Genomic DNA, 26,079 nt, shown 5'->3' with positions numbered 1-26,079 from the left:
TTTTATTAAAAAATAAGAAAAATAACTGGCTATTGTTGAATTATATAAACATAAAACTGATATTAAAAAGTTATCAATATTTAGAAATTATTCATTGGAAATTATTGCTTGGACTCCTTATCGTTTAATTCACGATGATTAAAAAATTTTTAAGTGAATAAAAATTAGGAAAGGATCCCTGTATGAATGTACTAATCACTGGTGGAACTGGTTTCATTGGAAAACAAATTGCGAAAGAGATTCTAAAAACCTGTAGCCTTACTTTAGATGGTGATCAACCTAAAGCCATCAATAAAGTTATTCTTTTTGATGCATTTGCTGGTGAAGATTTACCGCAAGACCCGAAAATTGAAGTTATTGTTGGTGATATTACCGATAAAACCACTGTGGCAAATATTACAGACAATATTGATGTGGTATGGCACTTGGCCGCCGTAGTCAGTTCAGCAGCTGAGGCTGATTTTGATTTAGGAATGGACGTTAATCTTTATGGGCTCTTAAATTTATTAGAAGAATTAAGAAAAAAACAAACACGGCCTCGAGTCATTTTTGCCAGTGGTTGTGCTGTATTTGGCGGTCAATTGCCAGAGGTGGTAACAGACGAGACAGTAGTTACACCAAAGTCTTCTTACGGCATGCAAAAAGCGGTAGGCGAATTACTGGTGTCTGATTATTCAAGAAAAGGCTTTATTGATGGCCGTATTTTGAGACTACCGACCATTGTGGTTCGTCCCGGTAAACCAAATAAAGCAGCTTCTACCTTTTTTAGTTCAATCATTCGTGAACCGTTAAAAGGCGAAACGGCAGTTTGCCCCGTACCATCAGATACCCCAGTTTTTGTTACTTCACCACGGCGCTGTGTTGAATCGATGATTAAGGCTGCCACCATTTCGACAGACGTACTTCAAGATAATCGAATTATTCCCTTACCGGGATTAACCGTTACCGTTAAAGAAATGCTTGAAGCGCTTGAAAAAGTTGCAGGCAAACAAGCAACCGATTTGGTGCAATGGCAAGAAGACCAAACCATTCAACGTATTGTTAAAAGTTGGCCTGTTCAGGTGAAGGCTGAATATGCCGAATCTTTAGGTTTCCGAGCAGATGAAAATTTTGAAAGCGTCATTCAGGCACATATAGAAGATACCCAAAATTAATGGCAGTGATCGCCAGTTGATGTGAGAGTTATTATGGAAGATATCAAAAATGTAACTGCTCTCGAAGAGCAGACGATTAAGCGTGTTTCGAGTCGAATTATCCCGTTTCTCATTATTTTATTCATTATGGCATTTCTAGACAGAACCAATATTGGTTTTGCTGCGCTACACATGAATGATGCACTTGGAATTACTCAAACCATTTTTGGTTTAGGTGCGGGCGTATTTTTTCTTGGTTATTTTATTGCGGAAGTACCGAGTAATGTTTTACTTCATCGGTTTGGAGCAAGAATCTGGATTGCCCGAATCATGATTACTTGGGGAATCATTGCTGGACTTATGGGTTTTATCCATAGCGGTACTCAGTTTATTGTTTTACGGTTTTTACTCGGAATTGCCGAAGCGGGTTTCTTTCCGGGTGTTATCTTTTATTTAACCTTGTGGTTTCCTGCAAAATATCGTGCCCGCGTTTTCGCAACGTTCTATCTTGGATTGCCAATTGCTCAAATTATTGGTGCGCCAATTTCGGTAGGTCTTATGCAATGGGGTAATACCATTGGCTATGAAGGCTGGCGCTTAATGTATATTTTGGAAGGTATTCCTTCAATTATTTTAGGATTAATCTGTCTAAAATATTTAACCAATAATCCTAAAGGGGCTGAGTGGTTAACAGCAGAGCAGCGTCAATGGCTAATGACCACGCTAGAGCGCGAAGAACGAGAGAAAGAGCAATCTACAGAAGTGGCTTTAACCAAAGGTGAAATGATTAAACAAGTGTTTAAAAACCCATTGGTCTGGATTATGGCAATTGTTTATTTTGGCATTACGTCTGGTTCAAATGCGATGTTTTTCTTTTTACCGAGTGTATTAGAGTCATTCAGAAACACCTTTGGTATGGAAATCAGCCTCATTCAAAATGGTTTACTCACCGCAATTCCATATGCTTTTGCAGCAGTGGGCATGGTTTTATGGAGCCGCCGTTCTGACCGCAAACAAGAGCGTTATAAACATGGAGCTTGTGCTGCACTCATGGCTGCTTCCGCAATCGCTATTGCCTTAATTGTGAATCAGCCTTGGGCAATTATTGTAGGTTTTATTCTTCTTGCAATTGGTGTGTTTAGTGCAATTAATATTTTTTGGACCATTCCTGGGCAAACTTTAACAGGTGTAGGTGCCGCAGCCGGAATTGGTTTAATTAACTCGGTCGGCAACTTAAGTGGTTTTACTGGTCCGTATTTAACAGGTTATTTATATACAACCACTGGAACCTACACAGTGGCCTTTCTCGTGATTGCTGGATTTGTTGCAATGGGTGGTTTAGGGTTGTTGTTATTGGCTAAGTTAAAATCGAATAGCTTAAAAGCAGAACAACAACAATTCAAAGTTCGAACTGCGACGGAGATGAAATAATGGCGACCATCGGATTTGTTGGTACAGGCATTATGGGTTTGCCAATGGCCATGAATTTACTAAAAGCAGGGCATCAAGTTAAGGTCTGGAACAGAACCCTATCTAAAGCAGATATTTTAAAAGACGCTGGTGCATATGTTTGCAGTGAACTTGAACAAGTCGGACAAGATGTAGAGTTTTTAATTTGTATGCTCAGTGATGGAAAAACTTGTGATGAAATCCTGTTTAAAGAACACGGTGCTATCTCACAGTTGAAGCCTGAAAGCACGGTCATTGTGATGAGTTCGATACCGGTAGAAATTGCAAAAAAACAAAGTGAAAAGTGTAAAGAACTATCACTTCACTATTTAGATGCTCCGGTCTCTGGCGGACAAAAAGGTGCTCAAAATGCAAGCTTAGCCATTATGGTTGGCGGTGAAGCTAAAACATTTTCACAAGCTGAAACTATTTTAAGTGCAATGGGACGACCAATTTTAGTGGGTGGGGCTGGCTGTGGTGAGCTTGCAAAACTCGTCAATCAAATGATTGTGGCAACCACCATTGCAACCGTAAGCGAAGGATTATTGCTTGCCAGTAAAGCTGGAGCTGACCCCGTAAAACTCAAACAGGCATTAACAGGTGGTTTTGCAGACTCTCCGATTTTGCAGCAGCACGGTGAACGGATATTAACGCGCAATTTTAAACCCGGAGGTACTGCTCGCACCCAATATAAAGATATTGATACCGCCATTAGCTACGCCAAATCACTTGAGTTGAATTTACCAATTGCTGAATTGGTCAATCAACTCTTTCAGAATATGGTTGGGGCGGGAGACGGTGAGCTTGATCATTCTGGTCTAATTCGTGAGTTAGAGCGAATGAACCATTTAGCTCTATAACCTTTTATAAATTCACTACGAATGGTTGAATAATCAAAATGTTTAATGACTGATTAACTATTTGTAGTGTTTTTATCTTCACATCATCATGCTCAAAGTTCAGCTATTTTTAAAACAACTTTTCCTTTTGAACGGCCAGTATTTACATATTGGAATGCTTCCTTGATTTGAGCAAAGTCATATGTTTGGTCAACTATGGGTTTAATTTTTCCGGCTTCTACTAATTCAGTAATTTTTGAGAGCTGTTGACCATTCGGCTGCATAAATAAAAATGAATAGGTAATGCCACGTTTCTTTGCTTTATGTCGAATTGACCAGCTTAAGAGCGGGATAACACATTTTAGAAATCGGTTTGGATTAACTGCTTCTGCAAAAGCTTGGTCGGGTGGACCTGAAATACTAATAATACGCCCACCACGTTTAACCACATTCAGCGATTTCTCTAAAGTTTTCCCACCTTGCGTATCTAAAACCACGTCATAGTCTTTAAGTTCTTGCTCAAAGTCTGCCGTTTTATAGTCAATAATGATATCGGCACCTAGTTCTCTAACCCAACGAGTGTTTTTACCACTTGTTGTTGTGGCAACAATAGCTCCAAGGGACTTAGCAAGTTGAATCGCAATTGATCCCACACCGCCAGAACCTGCATGGATGAGCACTTTTTGTCCTGATTGAACTTTAGCAATTTCAACCAGTGCTTGCCATGCAGTCAATGCCACCAGAGGCAAAGAGGCCGCTAGTTCCATCGAAATATTTTTAGGTTTAAGGGCAAGTGAAGACTGCTGAACCACTGTATATTCAGCAAAAGCGCCGTTTAGATCGATCTTGGCATAGACTTCATCACCAGCTTTAAACTGAGTAACGTTCGATCCAACCTCTATAACTGTGCCTGCAAAATCACTGCCTAATATGAAAGGAAATTTTACTGGGAGAATTGCTTTAAATTCACCCTCTAAAACTCTTATGTCGAGAGGGTTGATACTCGCTGCATGCACTTTAACAAGCACAGCATCTTTTGACAGAGAAGGTTTTGGCTGTTCACCGACTTGTACATCATCAATATGGCCGTAACGGTTAATGTAGGCTGCTTTCATTTGGAACCTCTATTTTTTGAAATTTGTTTTCATGTTTTATACGTTTAAGTTTGCTCTAAACTTTCACGCTGCGTTGAATTAACTTGTCAAAAATCTTTGCAGGCGCAAATCGTCTTAAAGCTTTTAGTTTTTGTGCAGTTTTGCCTGCTGTGTAACGTGGTACCACATGTTTACTTTGAATCACGTCTAAAATTGCATGGGCAACAACGCTTGGCTCATCTGACTTATTCATTGAATGAATCATTTGTTGATGGAGCTTTTTACGAGCTTGATCATAAAAAGAGATTTTATTGTCAGGTTCGAGCAAGTTTGCTCCTAAAGAGGTATTGGTATACGCCGGTTCAATCAAAGAGACACGAATGTTTTGAGACCTTAATTCATGGTCTAAAGATTCAGAATAACCCTCAAGTGCATGTTTAGACGCAGAATAAAGTGCGCCAAATGGCATAGGCACAAGTCCAAGAATTGAACTGATATTTAAAATAAGTCCTGATTTTTTCTGACGCATGTGTGGAATAACGGCGCGAGTCATTCGAACGGCACCAAAAAAGTTAGTATCAAAAATAGCCTGTGCTTGCTGCATTGAGCTTTCTTCAGCGCCAGCGGGTGATATTGCAAAACCAGCATTGTTAATTAAGATATCAATTCGGCCTTCATTTGCAATTACTTTTTCAATGGCCTGCGTTACTGACTCGTCTTGGTTCACATCTAACTCAATAAGATGAAATTTATAGTTTGATGAATCTTTTGCTCGTCGGCTTGTGCCATAAACAATAAATCCAGCCTCATGTAAAAGGTCTGCGGTTGCTAAACCAATACCAGACGATGCACCTGTAATGAGAACCACTTTGCTGGTCATATCATGTTCCTTACTTAAACTTTGTCGCCTGAACGAATGAATTCGGGCTTGATTTTTTCATCATAATCTAAAAATAAAATAGTTACTACTAAAAAGATAGTGACAAATAAATAATGTGGTCGTATAGTAAGTATTAAATGAGTAGTAACTGTGAAGGGTGTCGCTAATCTCAATAGATTGCTCATCGAAACAGTTAAATCAGTTGAATGAATAGAATTAGGATCAAAACAAATGAAATTTCTATTAAATACAATTGCTATGGGGTTAACGGCGGTATCTATTTTTAGTGCTCCCTTAACTCAGGCAGAGACGGTGGCATCTATTTCTTTTAGTGACCACGCAACTCAGGAGAAGAAAATGTCATCAAATACTGTGATCAATCAGCAATCAGACTCAACCTCTCACTTAGATACAAATTGGACAAATGTGCCAACTCAATTTATTAGTGCAGGTGGCGTTAACTTCGCCTACCGAGAATATGGTCAGCAAAACGGTGGAACGCCTGTCATTTTCTTAAATCATTTAGCGGCAGTTCTAGATAACTGGGACCCACGAATGATTGATGGAATTGCGGCTAAACATCATGTTGTCGTGTTTGATAATCGTGGTGTTGGCGCTTCTACAGGTAAACCAGCCCAGTCGATTGAGCAGATGGCAGACGATGCGATTGCTTTTATTCAGGCAAAAGGATTTAAAAAAGTTGATTTATTTGGCTTCTCGATGGGAGGCATGATTTCACAAGAGATTGCTTTGAAGCAGCCGAATTTAGTTCGAAAAATGATTTTATCGGGAACTGGCCCTGCTGGCGGTACAGGAATTAGTACAGTAGGACGAATTTCAAATTGGGATTTATTCCGTGGAATGGTTACCCACCAAGACCCTAAGGTTTATCTTTTCTTCACGCGTACAGAAAATGGTAAAGCTGCTGCAAAAAAGTTTATTCAACGTATTAATGAACGTACCGAAAACCGCGATAAAGAAATCACTATTTCTGCCTATCGTGCCCAGCTTAAAGCACTCAAAAAATGGGGAAGTAAAAAACCTTCCGACCTTTCTGTGATTCAACAACCAGTGTTAGTTGCTAATGGTGATCATGACCGAATGGTGCCAACAGTAAATACTTATGATTTAGCAAAGCGCTTACCGAATAGCTCACTTGTTATCTATCCAGATGCTGGCCATGGTGGAATTTTTCAATTTCATGAAGATTTTGTAAAACAATCACTTACATTCTTAGATAAATAAAAGCTTAAATTTAGGACAACGACGATGACAACAATTACACACCAAACAGCCGAGACCCAATTCATTGAAGTTGATGGAGCAAATTTTGCCTATCGTCGATGGGGTAATGCAAATACAGAGCAACCACCGCTATTTTTTCTTCAGCATTTTCGAGGTGGTTTAGACAACTGGGATCCACTCATTACTGATGGTTTGGCAGAAGGGCGTGAAGTCATTTTGTTCAACGGTCGTGGCGTTGCTTCCTCTAAAGGCCAGCCCCGTACTCGCATTGAAGATATGGCAGACGACGCGGCAGCAGTCATTCGTGCATTAGGCTTAAAGCAGGTTGACCTATTAGGCTTTTCACTTGGAGGGTTTCAGGCACAAGATTTAGTACGCCGTCATCCTAAACTTGTGAGAAAGCTGATGCTTTTAGGTACGGGACCAAGAGGCGGTAAACCACGTGGAGATGATCCAGAAGTCGCTGCTCTGGTATTGAAGCATGCAACAACTGCTGTACCGTCTGAAGAAGACTTTCTATTCTTATTTTTTGGCCGATCTGAAGCTGCTATTCAGACGGGTCATGAATTTTGGCAACGTCGCCATGAGCGTAAAGACCAAGATCCAGAAAGCTCAGTTGAAGTCATGCAGGCACAGATAGAAGCCAATATGCATTTTTTACCTAAACTTGATGAACAAGATCCTTTTGCACATTTACGTGAGATTAAACAACCTACTTTCATTTTAAATGGTGTAGATGACGTGATGATTCCGACCATCAATGCCTACCACATGGCACTTAACATTCCAAACGCACAGCTATTTATTTATCCCGATGCAGGACATGGTGCCCAATTTCAGTACCCTGAACGCTTCGTAAAACATGCAATACAGTTTTTAGATGAATAATGCTTATGAGTTCGGTCCATTCAATTTGATGAATCAAGAAGATAAAAATGATGAAATTTAAATTATTGCTGTGGATGCTGACCAAGCTCATGCAGCGTGCTGTAAAAAAGAACCTGAAATGCGCAGCTTTTGTGAAAGATAAAAATGTCATCTTTCAAATTCAAACAGCAAGTGGTGAAGGCCGCTATTTCGAAGTGAAAAATGGCAAGATTAACTCTTACTCAGGGCTAACCAAGTCACCAAGTTTTACCTTTACGTTTAAAACGGGTAGCAAAGGGTTTGCCGTGTTGTCAGCGAAAGACAGTGTAAACACTTTTTTAACTGCACTTAAAACACAAGACCTTGTGATTAGCGGAAACTTTGTGGATGTAATGTGGTTTCAAAGTTTAGTGGACTTTATTCAACCTCATTCAAAACCCTCTTTAACTGTGTGAGATAAGCCATGACTCATTTGCAATTAAAAACCAATCTTTTGAATCAGCCCTTAACTTTGCCGAATGGTGTCATCATTCCAAACCGTTTAGCGAAGGCTGCAACCAGTGAAACTTTAGCCAGCTATTCAAATAATCCAAACGAAAAACATGTTCGGCTATATCAGCGTTGGGCTGCATCAGGAATTGGGATGATCATAACTGGCAACATTATGATTGACCGACGTGCCTTAGGTGAAGCAGGCAATGTGGTGGTTGAAGATGAGCGTGATTTTGCAATTTTACAGAAATGGGCAAAATCCGTGACCGAACAAGGTTCTCAATTGTGGGCACAGTTAAATCATCCCGGAAAACAATCACCGAAAGGGCTAAATGTCCGTAATATTTCTGCATCGGCAGTGCCATTTGGTGCAGAAATGCAGCCTTTATTTGCAACACCACATGAAGCCACACACGCAGAGATTTTAGAAATTATTCAGCGCTTTGGTCGTAGCGCAGCGATATGTAAAAAGGCTGGATTTAGTGGAGTCGAGATTCATGCTGCACATGGTTATCTCATAAATCAGTTTTTGTCACCTTTACATAATTTAAGAAATGACGAGTGGGGCGGTACACCAGAAAAACGTCGTCGTTTTTTAATGGAAGTTTATGCAGAAATCCGAACACAAGTCGGTAAAGCGTTTCCAGTTGCAATTAAGCTTAACTCGGCAGATTTTCAAAAAGGTGGGTTTACCGAGCAAGACTCGTTAGAAACAATTCAGGCTTTAGCAAATGCAGGCATCGACCTGATTGAAATATCGGGTGGCACCTATGAGTCTGGCGTAGCCAAAGCACCACAAAAAGCATCGACAATTGCACGTGAAGCTTTCTTTATTGATTTTGCAGAAAAAGTGAGAACACTGGTAAAAACGCCGTTGATGGTTACAGGTGGTTTTCGTACCGTAGAAGGTATGAATCAAGCTTTACAGTCTCAAGCGTGTGATGTTATTGGGATTGCAAGAATTATGGCAATTGAACCTGATGTACCTAAATATTTGCTAGCAGGTAAAAATGGTCTTCAGTCGGTGCAACCTATTAAAACTGGCATCAAAAAAATTGATAGTCTTGGCGTGATGGAAGTACTTTGGTACACCCAGCAACTCAAACGGATTGGAAAAGGTAAACAACCAAAACCTAAAGAAAGTGGGTTATGGGCATTTATTAAATCAGTTTTACGCAGTGGTTGGGGAACTTACGCATCCCAGCGTAGCCGAGCAAAATAACCAATTGATTTTAAATAGAACCAATAAAAAGCACTCCAATTGAGTGCTTTTTCTAATTTAAATTATTCGCTATTTTTGACTAATCGGACGGGTACCAATTTCAGCGCCAGTCATTTGGTCAATCACAATCGGCTTAATTTCAGTACCTTGTTCTGCATCAATGAAAGTCACCATTTTTTCAGGCTGTTCATAGGGCTTATATTTTCGGCCCCATGCACCAATCACAAATAAAACAGGTAAAAAGTCTTTCCCAGCTTGAGTTAATACATACTCTTCGCGTGGTGGATGTTCAGAATATTGTCTTTTTTCGAGCAATCCTTCATCTACTAAAACAGACAACCGTTTTGTTAGCATGGTTGGCGCAATACCTAAACTTTTACGGAACTGATCAAAACGAGTGAAACCCGCATGAGCATCTCGCAATATCAGCATGCTCCATGCATCGCCTAGCACTGAAAGGCTTCGGGCAATGGGACAAACTTCAAGATTGATATTTTTACTCATAGGAAATGAATTAACTTAATAGTAACTACTAAAAAAATACTAACACAAAATGGAGAATTAAGCGAGTTTGAATGCTTAATATACGATAATAAGTCTATTTCTCGAGTCAATTTTGAACTATGTCTGCGCTAGGCTGACTTTCTAATAACTTGGATAAATTATTTTCAAGCCAAGTCGTTAAATCAAAAAGTCGTTCGGAAGCCTCTCGTCCAAAGTCTGTTAATTGATAATCTACACGAGGCGGTATTTCTGCATAATCCTGACGTACGATAAAACCATCATGCTCAAGCGTTTTTAAGGTTTGTGCCAACATTTTTTCACTAATGCCATCAATAATTTTCTTTAATTCATTAAAACGCAGACGCTGATCTCGAAGTGCAACTAAAATCAAAACACTCCAACGGCTAGTAAGTGTTAATAAAATTTTTCGAGAGGGGCAATCTGCTGCAAAAACGTATCCTTTCATCACTCACTACCTCAATTACAAAAGTTTACATTTGTTTCTAAACTTACTTTTAGGTAAGTACTTACTTTTAGTAAGTTAAGGTACTACGATGATTGAAATATATCAACTACCTCAGATGGAGATCATCATGCGTATTGCAGTTACTGGTGCATCAGGTCAACTCGGCCAATTGGTTATTTCTCAATTACTCGAACGGACTGAGGCAAAAAATATTGTCGCATTAGTTCGGAGTCCAGAAAAAGCATCAGATTTAAGTTCAAAAGGGATCGAAGTGCGTGCTTTTGATTATGGCCATGACGCAGATAAACTTTCGGTTCAATTGGCTGGTATTGATAAGCTTTTATTAATCTCATCGAGTGAAGTTGGTCAACGTACAGTACAGCACCAAAATGTGATTAATGCGGCAAAACTTGCAGACGTAAAATTTATTGTTTACACGAGTTTATTAAACGCAGATACATCACCACTTCTATTAGCACAAGAACATGTTGAAACTGAAAAATATTTAAAAAAATCGGATATCCCACATACGCTATTACGTAATAACTGGTACAGCGAAAACTATGCAATGGGACTTGCACAAGCAGTTGAGCACGGCAAAATTTTTGGGGCAACTCATCACGGCAAAATTGCTTCTGCTTCACGCTTAGACTATGCGACTGCTGCTGCTGTAGTATTAACGCAAGAAGGGTATGAAACTAAAATTTATGAACTAGCGGGTGATACGAGTTATACCCTTGATGATGTTGCAAAATGGGCAAGTGAAATTAGCAAAAAAGAAGTAATTTACCAAGACCTACCAGAAGAGGAATATAAAGCGCTCTTGGTACAATTGGGCATACCAGAAGGGTTTGCTGGTATCTTGGCAGATTCAGATGAAGGTGTATCTAAAGGCGGCTTGTATAGTGATAGCAAAGATCTGCACCAGTTAATTGGCCGCACCACTACAAGTATGCAAGAGACTATTAAAGAATTCTTATCTTAAGTTAACGCTATAGCTCTTATCAAAAAAAGGCTTAAATTGTTTGGATTTAGGCCTTTTGTATATTTTAATAAATACGGCTTTCATAAAGTTGGGGTAGACCAAATTATTGAGTCAGTAAATAACAACTAAACCAAATGCTTTAAAGCAAAATGCACATGTTTGTTTGTGATAGTTTAGTTTTTATATTTCTTTCTTTCGAAATTGGATTGGCGTTTGTCCTGTCCATTTTTTAAATGCCCGTGTAAAATTTGTGGGCTGGATATATCCCAAATAAAGAGCAATTTGTTGTATTTCCATATCACTATTAAGTAATAAATTTTCAGCTTCTTTTTGTTGTATTTCTTCTAATAATTGAAGATATGAAGAACCGACTTGGTTTAAGTGACGTCTCAATGTCCGACTAGACATATTTAAGCGATCAGCAATTTCATCAAATGTGGGGTAACCCAGTTGTGGCTTTAAATTTAACTCTGCTTTTACGGACAGGCATATATCTTTAATTTGTTCGGAAAAGCGGAGTTGCTCAGCTTCACATTGGGCTAGAGCTTGTTTGAAAGCAATCGGATCTGCCATCTTAATAGGTAAATCTAGAAGCTGTTTTTTATACCGAATTTGATTAGTCGGTTGATTAAAATGAATGGAAGGTAATAAATGTTGATAAGCTTTGTGATAGCTAGGTTCTGACCAGTCGACCGATAGCTCAATATCAGCAAAATTCTTATGTTCTATAAGAAATTGACCAGCTTGAATCACGCCAATCATCAAACACTCATAAAAAAATCGTCTCAGTATTTCTGCTTGTGTTGGTTGATTGCTGACAACAGGGTGAGTTTCTTTAATCTCAACAATAGAAAATTCATTATTTTCAAGTACAGTTATACGATAATCTTTCAATCGCATATTAAAAAATTGTGTTGAAACCTCAACTGCCTGTCGTAAATTGGGGCTGCTCATTAAGGCATATCCCATTGGCCCATGGGCGGTTAAACGCAGTTTTATTCCATATTCATATCCTAAACCAGAATCTTTTGACAATATTATGCTTTCCCATGCCAGTTTAGACCACTGCATCGGAGTAATTCGGGCATCTAATTGGTCTAAAAGCGTTAAGGGAATTTTACTTTTTTTCAAAATCTCAAGCGCAGAAAACCCTTTGTCTACCATAATTTCTAATAATAAATGAGCATAAGAAATGGGAATGCTGGCTTTGGATAGCCCATAGGGATCCTTCATATTCTTTTTTATTTTGGCCGAAAATGATTATCAGTATGTCTGATCTACATCTCACGCTCAAGTTAAAACTTAGGAATAATCAATTTATTCTATTTTGAGTATGAATTATGAGCTTACCTATTCCACAAGCCTCATCTCGCGTTGTGATTACAGGTGCTTCATCTGGTATTGGAGAGGAGTTAGCAAAACAGTTCGCTTTACGAGGCTATTCCTTAGTTTTAGTTGCTCGCCGTGTCGAAAAATTAGAAGCACTGGCTGAAAAATTAAAAGCTGAATATCAAATATCTGTAGATTTATATCCTTGTGATTTGGGAGATAGAGAAGCTAGAGCTAAATTTCGTCATTATTTAGAAAGTATTGAGATTTCAATTCTTTGTAATAACGCAGGGTTTGCCACTTTTGGACGAATTCAAGAGTTAAATGCAGACCGAGAGCGCGAAGAGGTTGAAGTCAATAGTGTGGCAATTCACGACCTGACCTTAGCTGTGTTGCCACAAATGCTCAAACGAAAAGCTGGAGCAATATTGATTGTAGGTTCTACTTCTGGCCACCAGCCGACTCCAGCAAATGCTACATATGCAGCAACTAAAGCATTTGCAAACTCTTTTGCTGAATCATTACATAGCGAGCTCAAAGGAACAGGGGTTAGCTGTACCTTGCTGGCTCCGGGTCCGACTAAAACAGGTTTTAATGAAGTCGCAGGGATAGCCAAAATTGACGGAGTTGGTGGAAATTTTGTTTGGGTGACGGCTGAAAGAGTAGCCAAAGAAGCGATTCAAGGGATGGATTGCAATCGCCGTATTGTGATTCCCGGTTTTATTGCACAGGCGCAAACTTTTGGGGGGCGTTATACCCCACGTATCATTTTGCTTCCGATTCTGAAACAAGTATTTTCGAGATTGAAATCATGAGACAACTCATCAATGATTTAAGTGTTCCAGTGGGTTTAGCCAATCTTGGAAATAAGTTATATCACAATGCCCAATACTTAACGGCTGTGGTTGAAATTGATGAAAAAGTCATAGCTCGCTGGTTACCCTCAGGAATGAAGTTGGTGAAACCTGCAAGAGCTGATTTGTTCTGTGCGTATTTCCCTGAAAATGTCTATACGGGTGCTTACCATGAAGCGGGTTTATTCCTTCATATTAAAGTAGGCAATAAAACAGGAATCTTTTGCCCTTGGATGATTTTAGATGATGATCGCGCCATGATTATTGGACGTGAGTTGCTTGGCTATCCTAAAAAGATTGGTGAGATTAGCTGGGAAAATGACGGTAAACGTATTATTAGCAAAGCTTCACGCCGTGGTACAACACTCATTGAAATGGATGCCAAGCTTGGTGAAGTCATTGATGATGCACCTCCAATTTTAGGACTACCACATCGTAATATCACAGGTGGATTGGGCCTTAGTCTACCACGTGAGGTTCGATTTACACCTAAAGAACATCCACTTGAAGTTCGTCGTGTAGAAATGAACTTACGTTTTACGGGTACTGAAAATGATCCTTTACATGAAATGGGGTTAGGTAAAGTCATTGAGGCAAGACTGCATCGAGTTAATTTATCGGGTGGGTTAATTCCTCCAATTCAAATACCTCGTCTACGCACGCCGTTATTTTTATTGCGCCAATTTAATCCTCGCGTTTTATAACTGGAGAATAAAGATGAATGCGTTCTTTAAGTCAAAACAAACACAAGATTTTTCTAAAATCTCGGCTTCAATTGATATTCCTGTAAGAACAATGGATTTTACTTTTCCAGATGGAATTCCTGAGTTCTGGTTTAATAACAATGCCTTACTCACGATGTTGTTGACTGCATTATCGAGCGCATTTCCAGATGGTGAACGTCAATTTATTCATAGTGTACGTAATTATCAGGCAAAAATTGAAGATCCTGTTCTGCTTAAACAAGTCCGTGCCTTTATTGGTCAAGAAGCACATCACGGTAAAGAACATGATTCACTGAATTCTGTCATGCTCAAAAAGGGTTATCCCGTAGACCGAATTTATAAGCGCTTTAAAAAAATGAATCGCTTGATGCAAGAGCAATTCTCTACAGCTCATCAGCTTGCATGCACCGTATGTATGGAACACCTCACAGCAATTCTAGCTGACTATTTTATTAGTACCGCACCTCAAGATTTAGAGTTGTTTAATACCCATGTCAGAAAAATCTGGGCATGGCACGCGATTGAAGAAACAGAACATAAAGCTGTAGCTTTTGATGTGTATCAGTCTTTGGTCAATAGACCTTATTTCTTGCGATTGGTCATGATAGAAACCACACTTTCTTTTCTTATCATTACCACCAGAGGAACAACCGAACTGTTACGAGCTTCTGGCAAACAACGAGATTTAAAAGAACTTTATCAAGGTTTCCGTTATTTGTTTGGAAAACAAGGCTTAGTCAGACGGATTGGCAGACATTATCTCGACTTTTTCTCCGCAGATTTTCATCCTTGGCAGCATGACAATCGGGACATGATGAACTTATTAAAAAAACAATATTTCAATGAAGAGCTGCTGAAGTAATCAAAAATTGATGCTTGTGCAGTACTCACAGAACAAACAATTTTAGGAATAATTACCATGGCACAGTCTACATCTACAAATTCTCCGTTACAGCAACCATTAAAATTGGCGTGTGGCATAACCATACCCAACCGTATTGCAAAGTCGGCCATGAGTGAACAATTAGCTGATCGACACGGATCACCCACCACAGACTTACAGCAACTTTATGCGGCATGGGCAAGAGGTGGAACTGGGCTATTAATTACGGGCAATGTGATGATTGATCACCGTGCCTTTGTTGAGCCAAGAAATGTTGTTTTGGAAAATGAGCAATTTCTACAAGCCAATAAGTTATGGGCTCAAGCTGCTAAGGCCAATGGCAGCAAAATTATTATGCAGATTAACCATCCAGGCCGTGTTGCGGTTTTACCACTTTTGAAAAAGCCGATCGCGCCCTCAGCAGTCGGGCTTGATTTACCCGCCATGAATATTATTCGTATTCCACGGGCAATGGCTGAAGCAGATATTTTAGAACAAATTAAACGCTTTGCCACAACCGCAGAGCTTGCTGTTAAAGCAGGGTTTGATGGCGTACAGGTACATGCCGCACATGGTTATTTACTCTCGCAATTTTTATCACCTTTGGCCAACGTTCGGACAGATGGGTGGGGAGGAAGTCCTGAAAATCGACGCCGTATGTTGATTGAAACGGTTCGAGCTGTACGAGCTGCAATAGGCAAAGACAAAATATTAAGCGTAAAACTCAACTCTGCCGATTTTCAAAAGGGCGGCTTAAGTCAGGAAGAGTCTCTACAAATTGCATTAGCTTTAGAAGCAGAAGGGATCGACCTATTAGAGATTTCAGGCGGGAATTATGAATCTCCTGCACAGTTAGGCTATGCACCAGATCGTTCTGCTCAACATGATGCATATTTTATTGACTATGCCACCGCACTTCGTAAACAAAGCAAATTACCACTGATGTTAACAGGTGGACTGCGTGATGTAGATTTTATGAATCACATTGTTGCCAATGGTACGGTCGATTTGGTTGGGTTGGCTCGGCCTTTTGCAGTACAGCCAGATTTAGCAAAACAACTGTTAACCGGAAAATCGGTATTAAAACCTGCAAAAATTCCAGCCATTGGATACAAACCCGTTGATGCCTATTTGCAACTCGCTTGGCATGCTTCGCAATTTCGCCGTATTAGCAGTGGGCAACAACCCAAAGCGATTAAGGGCTTAGTGCGTACATTGATTGCTTTTGGTCCACGCATGGGCTTTAACATTTTGACTCAGGATTAATGGTAAGTGCTTTTGATATATAAGGATTTATTATCATGAATAGTTTAATCAAACAAAACCATGTCATTGTCCCACGGCGTCCTGTATTTAATTTTACTGAAACACCATGTCATTGGATTTATGACGATCCAATAGTGTCACAAATATTAAATTCAATTAACCCGATTACACCTGCACCAGAACGTTGGTTTTGTCAGACGTTTAGAGATGCATTGCCTTATATTAAAGATGAAAAACTTAAAGAGGCAGCAATTGCTTTCATTAAACAAGAGGGCGCTCATAGTTATGGGCACACTTTAGGAACACGGCATATAGAGGCGTTAGGAATTGATTTAAGTCGTTATACCAAGATGACGAATTGGATATTTAATGACATGATTGGCCCAAAACCATTAGGCTATGAATTGAAGCATCCACGCTTAAAGTCGATGTGGCTAACGGCCCGATTAGCAATGGTGGCTGCTGCCGAACATCTAACTGGAGTGTTAGGGCATTGGGTTCTCAATGCAGAGGGACTACAACAAGCACCTGTCGATGTAGAAATGTTACGTTTATTGCAATGGCATGGGGCTGAAGAGGTTGAGCACCGTGAAGTAGCCGATGCAATGTTTAAATATTTTAGCAATAGCAATGTACTTCGAGTGGGGGCAGCAGCTTTCACGTTCCCGCTATTTATTGTTTTGGCTTATGTTGCTGTCGAAAATCTAGTAAAACAAGATGCGCAATTACCACATCGTTTTCGTTTCAAAGATTATTTCCGAGCAGCTCGACAAGACCGTGTGCCTAAGGTTGACAATATAATACGTGCCTGCTTGCGATACTTTAATCCCAATCATAATCCTTTAAATGAGGGATCGACTGAGCAAGCATTGGCATTTTTAAATGATGGTAATTACAAACAGGTCACTTAACTGGCTGTTGTAAAAGTAAATTGTTAAGCCAATATTTAAGGTTTTTCTTAATTGTGTAATTAAAAGAAAAATTAATTCTGCCAATAAGGTGGCGAGCCGTAGACCTCAGCAAAATAATCAATAATGACCCGAATGTTTAAGGGTGGATGACGCACATTAGGATAAATTGCTGCGATGTGCTGGGGTTGCGATTTAATAGAGGCTTCATATTGCGGTAAAATTTTTATTAATTTGCCATGCTTTAAAGCCTCACCAATTAACCAGTCAGGAAATAAAACAATTCCCATCCCATTGAGTGCGGCCGTCATTAAGCTCTCAGCATTATTTGAAGCAAGTAAAGGTAAAATTGGATAATGTATCCACTCTTGATTTGGCTTTCTAACTAACCAACGGTTAGGACCTTCAAACCCTTTATAGACTAAACATTTATGTTCATTGAGGGCTTTGGGATGATCAAGCGCGCCGTATTTAGCAATGTAAGTAGGAGAGGCTGCCAAATGATATTTTTGTGTGCCGAAAATACGTGCATGAAATGATGAGTCTGTCAGGGTTCCAATACGAAAAATTAAATCCGTACTATCCCGAAGAGGGTCTATAAATTCGTCTGTCTGAATCAGTTCTATTAAAAGCCTTGGATAACGCTCTGATAAACCTGCTAACCACGGCGCAATATGCCTTTGACCAAAAAATACGGGTGCATTAATTCTGACCAGTCCAGAGGGTTCTACTGTTTTATCTTGCAATGCCTTTTGAGCTTCATCAAATTGCTCTGTAATTCTTTTAGCATATTCAAAAAATAATTTACCCGATTCGGTCGGTGTGATTGCTCGTGTATTCCGATAAAAAAGTTGCTGCCCTAAAGCATCTTCTAACTGTTGAATGGTTCGAGAAATCATCGATGCCGACACATCTTCTTTTCTCGCCACCATAGAGAAGTTTTGAGCATTATATACACTGACAAAAAAGCGAAGGGTACGAATATCAATCGAATTGGTTAAATTCATCTGTGCAATTTCTGCAAAAGTGATTCATGAATTATGCTGTTTTTCTGATGAATTGGCTACCTTAGTATTCATTGCCTAAATAAAATGAGGCAATGTTTGATGCAAATTCTATTACTGTTCCTCACCATTTTGGGTGGAATGGGGCTATCCGTAGAAGCTGGGCTTTTAGGGCCATTAGGTACAGAAGTTGGGGAGTTGTGGGCCACTTTTAGCATTTTTGGAGTAGGGGCAGCCCTTACATTTTTATTGATGCTTTTTTTTAGTCCACGTAACAGCCCTTCATTTTTCACTCTTCCATCTTGGCAGTTATTGGGAGGGGTTATTGGCCCCATCTACGTCATTATTCTCACCATTACCGCACCGATTATTGGTATTGCCATGACAATGATTGGAATTTTGGCTGGTCAAGTTTTTAAGAGCCTGATTATTGATCATTATGGGCTACTCGGAACTCCGCATAGAAAAGTAGATCGTAAACGTGTGCTTGCGCTTGTTTTTATTGTGGTCGCACTTTCATTAGTCGCAAAAGCATAAGAGGGTAATATGGCGATATTCATGATTTTATTAGCAGTCATCGGCGGTGCTCTTTTAAGTGTTCAAGCCGCAATTAATGGTCAGCTTGGCAGTAAAGTTGGCGTATTTCGAAGTGCATTTTTGACGTTTTCGGTAGGAGCTTTAATTACAGCATTGCTTATTTTCTATTTCGAACCAAAACAAACATTAACACTGCTAGATGTACCTAAATGGCAATTGCTCGGAGCAATGTGTGGCGTTCCCTATATTGTAATTATGGTTTTAGCTGTGCAAAGAATAGGAGCGGCAGTTGCTACGGTTGCAGTGATTTTTGGGCAACTTTTAATGAGTATGTTGATTGATAATTTTGGTTGGTTTGGCAATGAAATTCTGCCTTTTTCAATATATCGATTAGGCGCACTCATCTGTTTAGCAATTGCTCTTTATTTTATCTATTCAAGTAGCAAAACAATTCAAATTAAACCTGACAGCTAACTTGCTTATAAAACAGAAGAGTTTTATTAAGTTAATATTTAAGGTTTTTCTTAATTGTGTAATTAAATGAAAAACAATAATTAATTAAATAATTTCTAGCCAATTTCACATTGACACCTTAAATATTGCAGATTACCATTTGCGGGCTGGCCTACATTGCCAGTCGGTTTTGACGGACCGTTATTTCAACCACATCAGGATTATTTCTTCTGAGGAATAGTTTTGTGTGCGCACCTCGTTCCCTCCCGTAGCGGTAGGACGGGAGTGGGACACTTTCGAGTGTGCTGGAGTTGAAACCAGTCCGTCAACCCGCTTCCGTTCTGCCACCATAATTTATAATGTTTCGGCAGAACTCCCAATAGAAGGAGTTGGCTTTGCACATTCATTTTTTCTTGGCAGTCTTTGCCAAAAGCTATATCGACACAACTTAAACTGTTTAAAACAGTTTGATCGCCATTAGGCTTATCGGACTTTAATTCGTCACGACTAAAACTTAGCAACAATAAAACTTGAGATGTGCCAAGCACAGTCTTTATGGCTTTGCTGTGCCTTTTTTTCTCCCAGAAAAGTATCTCTTTTAGAAACAACAAGAATTTATAACGGTAAAACTATGCCAACTTTAGAAACATCTTCCAAAAAATTACAGGTAATTCACACCGCCATAGAGCTGTTTAATATCTATGGATTCCACAATACGGGCGTAGACTTAATTGCCAAAGAATCCAAAATTCCTAAAGCTACTTTTTATAACTACTTTCACTCAAAAGAGCAGCTTATTGAAAGGTGCGTATCTTTTCAAAAAAGCCGATTGAAAGAAGAAGTACTGGCAATTATTTACTCAAGCCGTTACCGAACTGCAAGTGATAAACTCAAAGAGATTATTGTTTTACATGTTAATTTTAATAGTCTGTACTATCTATTACTTAAAGCCATTTTTGAAATTAAACAGATTTACCCTCAGGCCTACCACATGGCAATTGAGTATAGAAAATGGCTGCTTCGAGAAATCTTTGATCTGGTCTTTAGCTTGGAAAACCGCCCGCTAAAACCTGATGCTAATATGGTTTTAAACTTAATTGATGGCTTGATGTTTCAAATTTTAAGCTCAAATCGTTTGGATGATCGGGATCTGGTGGTGGGGAGGTTTTTTGGGAGGAAATTTTACTTTCTTTAAACATATATTGGTGAAATTAAGATGATGCGATAGGAGTTTAATCATTTATAATATTTAGAAAATATTGTTGGCTTTCTTGTATTATATTTATGATTATTAATAACTAAATTTTAAATCTTATGGATGATCTAATTTCAGCAGCTGCAACAATTCAAGGCGCACAAATTCAAGCTAATTATGCACTTTGGGCAGCTGTTATAGGTGGTGCATTTTTATTAGCTTCAATTTTGTTTACTGCTCAATTTACTTTAAAAGCACATAAAATCGATAAATTAGCTGAGGCAAAAAGAGATGTTTATTTAGAATTAGTTCGTAAGTGGCAAAACTTTATGATGGCAGTTTTTTCTTTCATAAATTTAAATAAAGATACTTATATAGAAAATTATAGTCTTGCTTTGAAAGAATTAATTGCCTCTTTACATGAGACTAGTTTCATTTCTGACCCTTTAACCAAAGAAAAAGTGTTAGATTTTACAATGCAACTTACAGAGGATTTAATCAAAATTAGGAGTTATAGTGAGCAGTTTTATGACTTTGACGGAAATGAAGCAGAAAGATTGAGAATCCAGATTGAGATTATGGATTTTATGCGAGACTATGGTATCAAAGCTTTAGATTTGCAAAGAGAACTGAGAATCGAAATAGGTTTAAAAGAAGATGAAGTGGTCAATCAACGAATATTTAAAAAACAGCAAAAATTTTATGAAAATATCAGATTAAAATTAAAAGATTTTTGGGAAAAATAAATCAAGAAAATAAAGAGTCTTAAATATTTGGCAGAAGAAACTCCAAATTTTAAATCAAACAGTAAAGTTATTTAGATTGCTATTATTTTTATAAAATATGAGTAAACCTAACTAAAGGTAAAATATGATAAAAAGATATTTATTAAGTGGGTTATTTATTTTAACTCTTGGCATATCTGTCTATGCAAATGATGAGGTACCACGTGTCCAAATTTCTAAATCAGGACAACAAGATCTAACAGCAGAGGCAGGTATAAAACTTTATAAAAATGGTTCGTTTGAGGTAGTTCTTACAAAGAGTAGTGGTGATCCGGAGCAAGATGAAAAAATTTTAAAAGCAATAAAAGCTACAAATTTTAAGATATTTCAAGAAAAGCTGAATCTTAGATATAAGAATCTGGATTATCCAGTTTACTTCAGTCAACCATTTATAATTACACCTGCTACAGACAAAGTTAAAAATGAAGAATAACTATTCTTTATCTTTTATTAAGAAGTTACCTTTGCACAAGGTAAATACTAGCTCGTATTATAGTGGTCGGGGTGCAGGTAAATTGCACTATTGTCATTAAAGAAAGCTCACAAAGATGTGAACTTTTTTATTACACATTGCTTAAAAAATATACAGAAACCTCTCTAAAACGAGTTGGAACGCTACAAACGCGGATGATACTTTAAATTCCACTCTTCCTAATAAGTGAGGTGAGCAATGAAATTGTTAGCTTTGGTTAGTATGGGGGTTGCAGCGAGTTATTGGTATCAAACTATAAAAAATGGCAAGCCAACTCTTCAAAAACCAAATTTCGATGAAATAGTAAAAAAATTTGTATTAGCAGAATTTAAAGCCTAATGCATTTAATCATCTTAATTAAGAAGCTCATCGGAAGATGGGCTTTTTTATTGGAGTAGTGTTTATTTCTGTTAGAGCAAATTTAATTTATAACCACTTGAGCGTAGTGATAGATGATGATTCGAAGATCATCTATTCAAACTGTAGTTTAAGATGATAAATAGGATCAAAGAAATTATGTGTAAATAAAACAAAAATTAACGGTTCATAATATTTTGTTTTATAAATTGTAATTTTCTAATTTTTCCTTAGAAATATTATATTTAATGATGAATTATTAAAGGAATGCTTGAGGATATTTGGTTTATGCTTCAATTTTGGTTGGTTTTTATATAAACAATATATCGTTATATTTAAATCTTATTTTTTTGACTAGAAGGTAAAAAATGAAAAAAATATTAGCCCTAACAATTTTAATTTCATCATCTTATACGTTTGCTGCACCAAGTAATGGAGCTGAACAGGATATTCGAAGCTATTCTTTATTACATGGCGTTAGCACAGCAGAAGCAAATAAAGCATTAGTATTAGAAGCTAACCGAGACTCTGCACTAGATGCTATTGAAAAAGAGTTTAAAGGACGTATAGGTGGTATTTATGTGGAAAATGCACCTACCTATAAAATTGTGGTTAGAGTCAAGGGATATGGCCAGAATGAGAAACGAAATGTAGCAGTAGGAAATGCAATTTCCAAAAGTAATTTGCCTATTGATATCCAATATGGCGCTAAAGAAACAAGAGAGAATGCAAAAGGGCAATTGGATAAAGCTGCTAAATTAGCCAGTAAATACTTTTCTAGAGTTCAAACCGTTGGGTATGACGAAAAGAGCGGTAGTATTTATTTACGTGTAAATGGTAAACAAACAACAGAGAATCAAAGAAAAATAGATCAAATCAAAGCTGCTTGGAACAACCCGAATTTGCCTTTAGAAATTAATCTAGTTAACTGGTCTGTAAAGCCTCTTGTAGATGCTAATGGCGGGACTTTTGTTGCAGGACAAATCAGCTCAACAATGTATGCAGATTGTACGACTGGTTTTGGCATTAAAAACGCTAGTGGAACAAAGTACATGAGTACTGCTGCTCACTGTCCTAACAACTTCAAGAGTAAACAGGATGGAACACAATATACATTTGTAGGTGAGATTCCATTTTCGCAGTCTAATGATCTTCAGTGGAATAGTACAACAGCCACCATTACTAATAAGTTTTATGTAGGACCAACAACGACTAGAACATTGACAGGAAGACGCACGTTATCTGCAACAAGAGTCGGGGATAATGTTTGCCATTATGGTAATGCAACAGGATATAGTTGCGGTACTGTTAGGGGAGTAGGTGTGATTGTTCCAGAATATGATCCTAATACTGGCGCGCCTCTATTCCCTGGCAGTTTTTGGGTAGATGTAAATACACCTACTTGTGGTGGTAGTGATAGTGGCGGGCCTGTATTTACAGCTTTAACCATTGCTAGTGGTATTCTTTCACTTGGAGCAATAGATGATGTAACAGGTGCGTGTCAAGGATATTACTATGTTCCTACAGATAAAATTTATGAGAATGGCTTTTCTTTCATTTACTAATTAAATTTCATAAATGCGATAGCATTTTTTTTGGATATAGATAAATACAAAATAGTCTGTACATTAAGCCCCACTAAATATCGATTATTGGCGGGGCTTTTTACTTTATGTGTTAAGCTGAGCTTTATAATTTTATGGTTTCATACAATGTTCATTTGTATTGGTGGTGATTTAGACGGTGAAGTTATTAATAACCGTGAAGGAACTTTCTTTAAGGCTAGCGAAATAAATTCCTCAAAAGAATCAACATACAACCGCCAGAGCTATATTATTGGTGAAAATATATATCGATTTTGGCTGTGTGCGGAGTTGACCTATGCTGAGACAACAAAAATAGCGAATGATTACTTGGCGCAAAAACATCCATATCTTTCATAATTCAGATATTAAAAAATAAGCCCGCCAATTTTGGTGGGCTTAATCTATCTAGAGTAAGTAGGCTAAATACTGGTTAAGTGAAAACAACAATTAAAAAAGCCCCTCATATCTGAGAGACTAGTCATATCAATTTTCTGGAATGAATGGCTGCAATTTCTTAAATAACTAAACAAATCAAATTGATAAAAGTAATTAATAGTAGAGTAAATCAGTGCACTAATTTATTCTTTATAGTAGCAGAGCCTCAAAACAACTTCCAAGGCACTGTTAATAAGAAATTATTTGTTATTAGGATCAGGTTGTTCATTATTCTCAGGCAAATCTTTTACAGTGCCTGGAACTTGTGAAGGCTGAGTTTCAGTAGGTGGTGTTGATGCAGAATGCTTGTTCATTTGAGCTTTAATGATATTGGCGTGGTTAGTTGTATTTTGAGAAAAACTTTTAAAACCTGTCATTTTTATCTTCTTATCTTCACTAGGGAGTATTCATAGTACGCTTTAAAAGTCTTTACATTACGGTAGTTGTAAGACTTATATGTGTTGATATGTCCTAGAAAAGATCTTTATCTCGAGGACTTATTTCATAAATAAAATCAATTATATATAACCTGTTGAGTCTTATCCTTTAAATTTTGAAATTACGGTATCCAACTTTCAAGTAGGGGTACATAAAGCACACATATATAAATTTTCTCAAGATATGGGATTAATAAAGTTTTAAAAATTAATTCAATCTAGTTGCCTACAAAATATTGATAGTATAAAAATATCGTTGGGCATAATATGTAGGATTAAATTGGAGCATATTAATGCTAAAAGACATTACAATTATTGATTTCCAAGGTAAAGAAAAAAAAGCGCAGGCAAACTATACGGAAGTAAATACTAATAAAATCAGTCATTCATCTAGAGTTCAGAGACCCAAAGTTGAATATATTTTGTTAAAAGGTGAATGTATTTACCCTACTTTAAATTTGGTTTTCAACAGTTCCGATGGCAACAGCTATTATATAGAGTAAACATGACCCACTTCGGTGGGTTTTTTTAATAGTTGATTTTAATTTGACGAACGTCTTACGGCACAGTAAGCCCGCTTTGATTTGGTCTTGGCATTCTACTAAAAGAATGCACAATAGAAGCATGATGAGTGCTCCAATCTTACTGTCAGCTTTGGAAGAGCTTAAAGAAAAATGTATTAAATCTAAAGTACATTAAATTTAGTCGCCAACAAGAACTAAAAAACTTAGCTACACAGCTCCTACACGGGGCTTTTTCTTTTGATGGAATGATAAATTAAACTGAATTAAAGGTCGTCGTGATATGGTATAAAAGCACCTCCAATAATAAGGACTATATATGTCAGACAATTCAACAAAATGGCTTTGTGTGGGTGGTGTTCTAAGTGGCGAGTGGCGAGAGCAGCAATTAGAAGCATTTGATGTTGACCCCAATGATTTAAATACTCATAGTTATGAAGCAATGAAACTCATTAATCCTGTTACCAAGGCAGAACAGGATTTCTATGTATATACTGAGCTACAAGAACACGCATATGACAGGGCAATAAATTTTGCCTTATCCAAAAATCAATAAGATCAAGAGAGCACTTAGGTGCTCTTTTTATTGGGTGAAATTTATTCTACAAAGCAATTTGGAAACGTCAGATGATCTTAAATATGTAGTTCAAGCCAATAACCAATATAAATATAGACCGCCTGTATCTAACGCAACCGTTTAAAATTGAACTTAGTGATACTGAAATTAAAAAGAATTAAAGCATTTTTTTATCTGAAGACATGACCTGTTAACTAATTTCTTAATTCCCAAGGACTCGCTTCTCAAGCATATCCATAAAAGTTTTTAATAATTCAGCTTTACATTCGAATGAACTAGATAAAAGGTAGAAATTGTTGGATTGTTTTTAACGTGGGGAAGTAAAGTAATTGATTTTAAAAGTTAATTCATATTGTAGTAGAGGTTAACAATATTGTAGGAATTTTTCTACTCAAGATTATCTAGATGTTAACAGGATCTTTAATAATTCTATTAAATATAGATTAAATAAAGGAAGATGTCTTAAAACTCTATAAATTTTATCTTATCTAAATGTAAAGAAAAATTGAATAATATGTTTTTTTGTGTAAAATAAAGTTCTTATACGTACCATTCTGTATATGAGATGTTAACTAAAAA

Annotated in this window: 30 protein-coding genes; 23 read left to right on the top strand and 7 right to left on the bottom strand. The window is 37.6% G+C overall.

The annotated features are described in order from the left end of the window. Window positions 1-182 precede the first annotated feature (182 nt). The 3 genes from denD to MSG66_RS16915 are packed head-to-tail and all read left to right on the top strand — an operon-like array spanning window position 183 to window position 3,442. On the top strand, window positions 183-1,154 hold the full coding sequence (denD, locus tag MSG66_RS16925; RefSeq protein WP_324654698.1) for a D-erythronate dehydrogenase: 972 nt from the start codon (window positions 183-185) through the stop codon (window positions 1,152-1,154). Between the two features lie 33 nt (window positions 1,155-1,187). Beyond that, a complete protein-coding gene (locus MSG66_RS16920) occupies window positions 1,188-2,564 on the top strand; it encodes an MFS transporter (RefSeq protein WP_324654697.1) in 1,377 nt (458 codons plus the stop codon). Next, a complete protein-coding gene (locus MSG66_RS16915) occupies window positions 2,564-3,442 on the top strand; it encodes an NAD(P)-dependent oxidoreductase (protein WP_324654696.1) in 879 nt (292 codons plus the stop codon). Before MSG66_RS16920 ends, MSG66_RS16915 begins: the two co-directional genes overlap by 1 nt. 92 nt (window positions 3,443-3,534) lie before the next feature. Here MSG66_RS16915 and MSG66_RS16910 read toward each other — a convergent pair whose 3' ends face one another. Both MSG66_RS16910 and MSG66_RS16905 read right to left on the bottom strand, forming a co-directional pair. Beyond that, window positions 3,535-4,536, bottom strand: coding sequence for an NADP-dependent oxidoreductase (locus tag MSG66_RS16910; protein WP_324654695.1), 1,002 nt, complete (start codon window positions 4,534-4,536; stop codon window positions 3,535-3,537). 55 nt (window positions 4,537-4,591) lie between these two features. Beyond that, on the bottom strand, window positions 4,592-5,395 hold the full coding sequence (locus tag MSG66_RS16905; protein WP_324654694.1) for an oxidoreductase: 804 nt from the start codon (window positions 5,393-5,395) through the stop codon (window positions 4,592-4,594). Window positions 5,396-5,626: 231 nt separating this feature from the next. On the opposite strand from MSG66_RS16905, the gene MSG66_RS16900 reads away from it, so the two are divergent. Genes MSG66_RS16900 through MSG66_RS16885 form a run of 4 tightly spaced genes read left to right on the top strand, consistent with a single transcriptional unit; the run spans window position 5,627 to window position 9,221 of the window. Next, window positions 5,627-6,640, top strand: coding sequence for an alpha/beta hydrolase (locus tag MSG66_RS16900; RefSeq protein ID WP_324654693.1), 1,014 nt, complete (start codon window positions 5,627-5,629; stop codon window positions 6,638-6,640). 24 nt (window positions 6,641-6,664) lie between these two features. Beyond that, window positions 6,665-7,528 carry an alpha/beta hydrolase gene (locus tag MSG66_RS16895; RefSeq protein WP_324654692.1) on the top strand — a complete coding sequence of 288 codons (864 nt, stop codon included), beginning with the start codon at window positions 6,665-6,667 and terminating at the stop codon, window positions 7,526-7,528. 47 nt (window positions 7,529-7,575) lie between these two features. Next, on the top strand, window positions 7,576-7,962 hold the full coding sequence (locus tag MSG66_RS16890; RefSeq protein ID WP_324654691.1) for a helicase: 387 nt from the start codon (window positions 7,576-7,578) through the stop codon (window positions 7,960-7,962). A gap of 8 nt (window positions 7,963-7,970) precedes the next feature. Next, window positions 7,971-9,221, top strand: a complete 1,251-nt coding sequence (locus MSG66_RS16885; RefSeq protein ID WP_324654690.1) for an NADH:flavin oxidoreductase/NADH oxidase family protein — start codon at window positions 7,971-7,973, stop codon at window positions 9,219-9,221. Window positions 9,222-9,290: 69 nt separating this feature from the next. On the opposite strand, the gene MSG66_RS16880 is transcribed toward MSG66_RS16885, so the two are convergent. Continuing rightward, on the bottom strand, window positions 9,291-9,725 hold the full coding sequence (locus tag MSG66_RS16880) for a winged helix-turn-helix transcriptional regulator (RefSeq protein ID WP_042896221.1): 435 nt from the start codon (window positions 9,723-9,725) through the stop codon (window positions 9,291-9,293). 106 nt (window positions 9,726-9,831) lie between these two features. Further along, entirely contained in the window at window positions 9,832-10,191 is a 360-nt protein-coding gene (locus MSG66_RS16875) for a winged helix-turn-helix transcriptional regulator (RefSeq protein ID WP_003651924.1), read from the bottom strand. Window positions 10,192-10,318: 127 nt separating this feature from the next. Here MSG66_RS16875 and MSG66_RS16870 point away from each other — a divergent pair, with 127 nt between their 5' ends. Then, complete coding sequence (locus MSG66_RS16870; protein WP_262472010.1) at window positions 10,319-11,176, top strand: SDR family oxidoreductase; 858 nt, start codon at window positions 10,319-10,321, stop codon at window positions 11,174-11,176. Window positions 11,177-11,356: 180 nt separating this feature from the next. Here the strand turns inward: MSG66_RS16870 and MSG66_RS16865 are convergent, their stop codons facing one another. Next, entirely contained in the window at window positions 11,357-12,409 is a 1,053-nt protein-coding gene (locus MSG66_RS16865) for an AraC family transcriptional regulator (RefSeq protein WP_324654689.1), read from the bottom strand. A 107-nt stretch (window positions 12,410-12,516) separates the two neighbouring features. On the opposite strand from MSG66_RS16865, the gene MSG66_RS16860 reads away from it, so the two are divergent. Genes MSG66_RS16860 through MSG66_RS16840 form a run of 5 tightly spaced genes read left to right on the top strand, consistent with a single transcriptional unit; the run spans window position 12,517 to window position 17,144 of the window. Then, entirely contained in the window at window positions 12,517-13,320 is an 804-nt protein-coding gene (locus tag MSG66_RS16860; protein WP_202741986.1) for an SDR family NAD(P)-dependent oxidoreductase, read from the top strand. Beyond that, on the top strand, window positions 13,317-14,063 hold the full coding sequence (locus MSG66_RS16855) for an acetoacetate decarboxylase family protein (RefSeq protein ID WP_324654688.1): 747 nt from the start codon (window positions 13,317-13,319) through the stop codon (window positions 14,061-14,063). Before MSG66_RS16860 ends, MSG66_RS16855 begins: the two co-directional genes overlap by 4 nt. Before the next feature lie 13 nt (window positions 14,064-14,076). Further along, on the top strand, window positions 14,077-14,946 hold the full coding sequence (locus MSG66_RS16850; protein ID WP_202741988.1) for a metal-dependent hydrolase: 870 nt from the start codon (window positions 14,077-14,079) through the stop codon (window positions 14,944-14,946). Between the two features lie 57 nt (window positions 14,947-15,003). Further along, window positions 15,004-16,233, top strand: a complete 1,230-nt coding sequence (locus MSG66_RS16845; RefSeq protein WP_202741989.1) for an NADH:flavin oxidoreductase/NADH oxidase family protein — start codon at window positions 15,004-15,006, stop codon at window positions 16,231-16,233. A 35-nt stretch (window positions 16,234-16,268) separates the two neighbouring features. Next, entirely contained in the window at window positions 16,269-17,144 is an 876-nt protein-coding gene (locus MSG66_RS16840; protein ID WP_324654687.1) for a metal-dependent hydrolase, read from the top strand. Window positions 17,145-17,215: 71 nt separating this feature from the next. On the opposite strand, the gene MSG66_RS16835 is transcribed toward MSG66_RS16840, so the two are convergent. Continuing rightward, a complete protein-coding gene (locus tag MSG66_RS16835; protein ID WP_324654686.1) occupies window positions 17,216-18,148 on the bottom strand; it encodes a LysR family transcriptional regulator in 933 nt (310 codons plus the stop codon). 99 nt (window positions 18,149-18,247) lie between these two features. Between MSG66_RS16835 and MSG66_RS16830 the strand changes: the two genes are divergently transcribed. From MSG66_RS16830 to MSG66_RS16795, 8 genes are all read left to right on the top strand, one after another. Continuing rightward, window positions 18,248-18,682, top strand: coding sequence for a DMT family transporter (locus tag MSG66_RS16830; RefSeq protein WP_004792134.1), 435 nt, complete (start codon window positions 18,248-18,250; stop codon window positions 18,680-18,682). 9 nt (window positions 18,683-18,691) lie between these two features. Further along, window positions 18,692-19,156 (top strand): DMT family transporter, encoded by a 465-nt coding sequence (locus tag MSG66_RS16825; RefSeq protein WP_324654684.1) that lies wholly within the window; start codon window positions 18,692-18,694, stop codon window positions 19,154-19,156. 610 nt (window positions 19,157-19,766) lie between these two features. Continuing rightward, on the top strand, window positions 19,767-20,330 hold the full coding sequence (locus MSG66_RS16820; protein ID WP_324654683.1) for a TetR/AcrR family transcriptional regulator: 564 nt from the start codon (window positions 19,767-19,769) through the stop codon (window positions 20,328-20,330). Window positions 20,331-20,449: 119 nt separating this feature from the next. Next, window positions 20,450-21,076: a hypothetical protein gene (locus tag MSG66_RS16815; RefSeq protein WP_324654682.1), complete on the top strand. Its 627-nt coding sequence runs from the start codon at window positions 20,450-20,452 to the stop codon at window positions 21,074-21,076. A gap of 124 nt (window positions 21,077-21,200) precedes the next feature. After that, window positions 21,201-21,548 carry a TonB C-terminal domain-containing protein gene (locus tag MSG66_RS16810; RefSeq protein WP_324654681.1) on the top strand — a complete coding sequence of 116 codons (348 nt, stop codon included), beginning with the start codon at window positions 21,201-21,203 and terminating at the stop codon, window positions 21,546-21,548. Window positions 21,549-21,785: 237 nt separating this feature from the next. Then, a complete protein-coding gene (locus MSG66_RS16805; RefSeq protein ID WP_202741994.1) occupies window positions 21,786-21,926 on the top strand; it encodes a hypothetical protein in 141 nt (46 codons plus the stop codon). A 386-nt stretch (window positions 21,927-22,312) separates the two neighbouring features. Further along, window positions 22,313-23,509, top strand: coding sequence for a hypothetical protein (locus tag MSG66_RS16800; RefSeq protein WP_324654680.1), 1,197 nt, complete (start codon window positions 22,313-22,315; stop codon window positions 23,507-23,509). Between the two features lie 147 nt (window positions 23,510-23,656). Further along, complete coding sequence (locus MSG66_RS16795) at window positions 23,657-23,887, top strand: hypothetical protein (protein WP_324654679.1); 231 nt, start codon at window positions 23,657-23,659, stop codon at window positions 23,885-23,887. A 278-nt stretch (window positions 23,888-24,165) separates the two neighbouring features. On the opposite strand, the gene MSG66_RS16790 is transcribed toward MSG66_RS16795, so the two are convergent. Further along, window positions 24,166-24,342, bottom strand: a complete 177-nt coding sequence (locus MSG66_RS16790) for a hypothetical protein (protein WP_171253679.1) — start codon at window positions 24,340-24,342, stop codon at window positions 24,166-24,168. A gap of 353 nt (window positions 24,343-24,695) precedes the next feature. Between MSG66_RS16790 and MSG66_RS16785 the strand changes: the two genes are divergently transcribed. After that, window positions 24,696-24,905 (top strand): hypothetical protein, encoded by a 210-nt coding sequence (locus MSG66_RS16785; RefSeq protein WP_042896239.1) that lies wholly within the window; start codon window positions 24,696-24,698, stop codon window positions 24,903-24,905. A gap of 337 nt (window positions 24,906-25,242) precedes the next feature. Further along, window positions 25,243-25,479, top strand: a complete 237-nt coding sequence (locus tag MSG66_RS16780) for a hypothetical protein (RefSeq protein ID WP_004642900.1) — start codon at window positions 25,243-25,245, stop codon at window positions 25,477-25,479. Window positions 25,480-26,079: the final 600 nt, after the last annotated feature.

The sequence above is a fragment of the Acinetobacter sp. IK31 genome (assembly GCF_035615195.1).
Taxonomy (GTDB): domain Bacteria; phylum Pseudomonadota; class Gammaproteobacteria; order Pseudomonadales; family Moraxellaceae; genus Acinetobacter; species Acinetobacter calcoaceticus_C.
The sequence above is the reverse complement of the archived record's forward strand: the minus strand, read 5'-3'. Positions and strand labels throughout refer to the sequence as shown.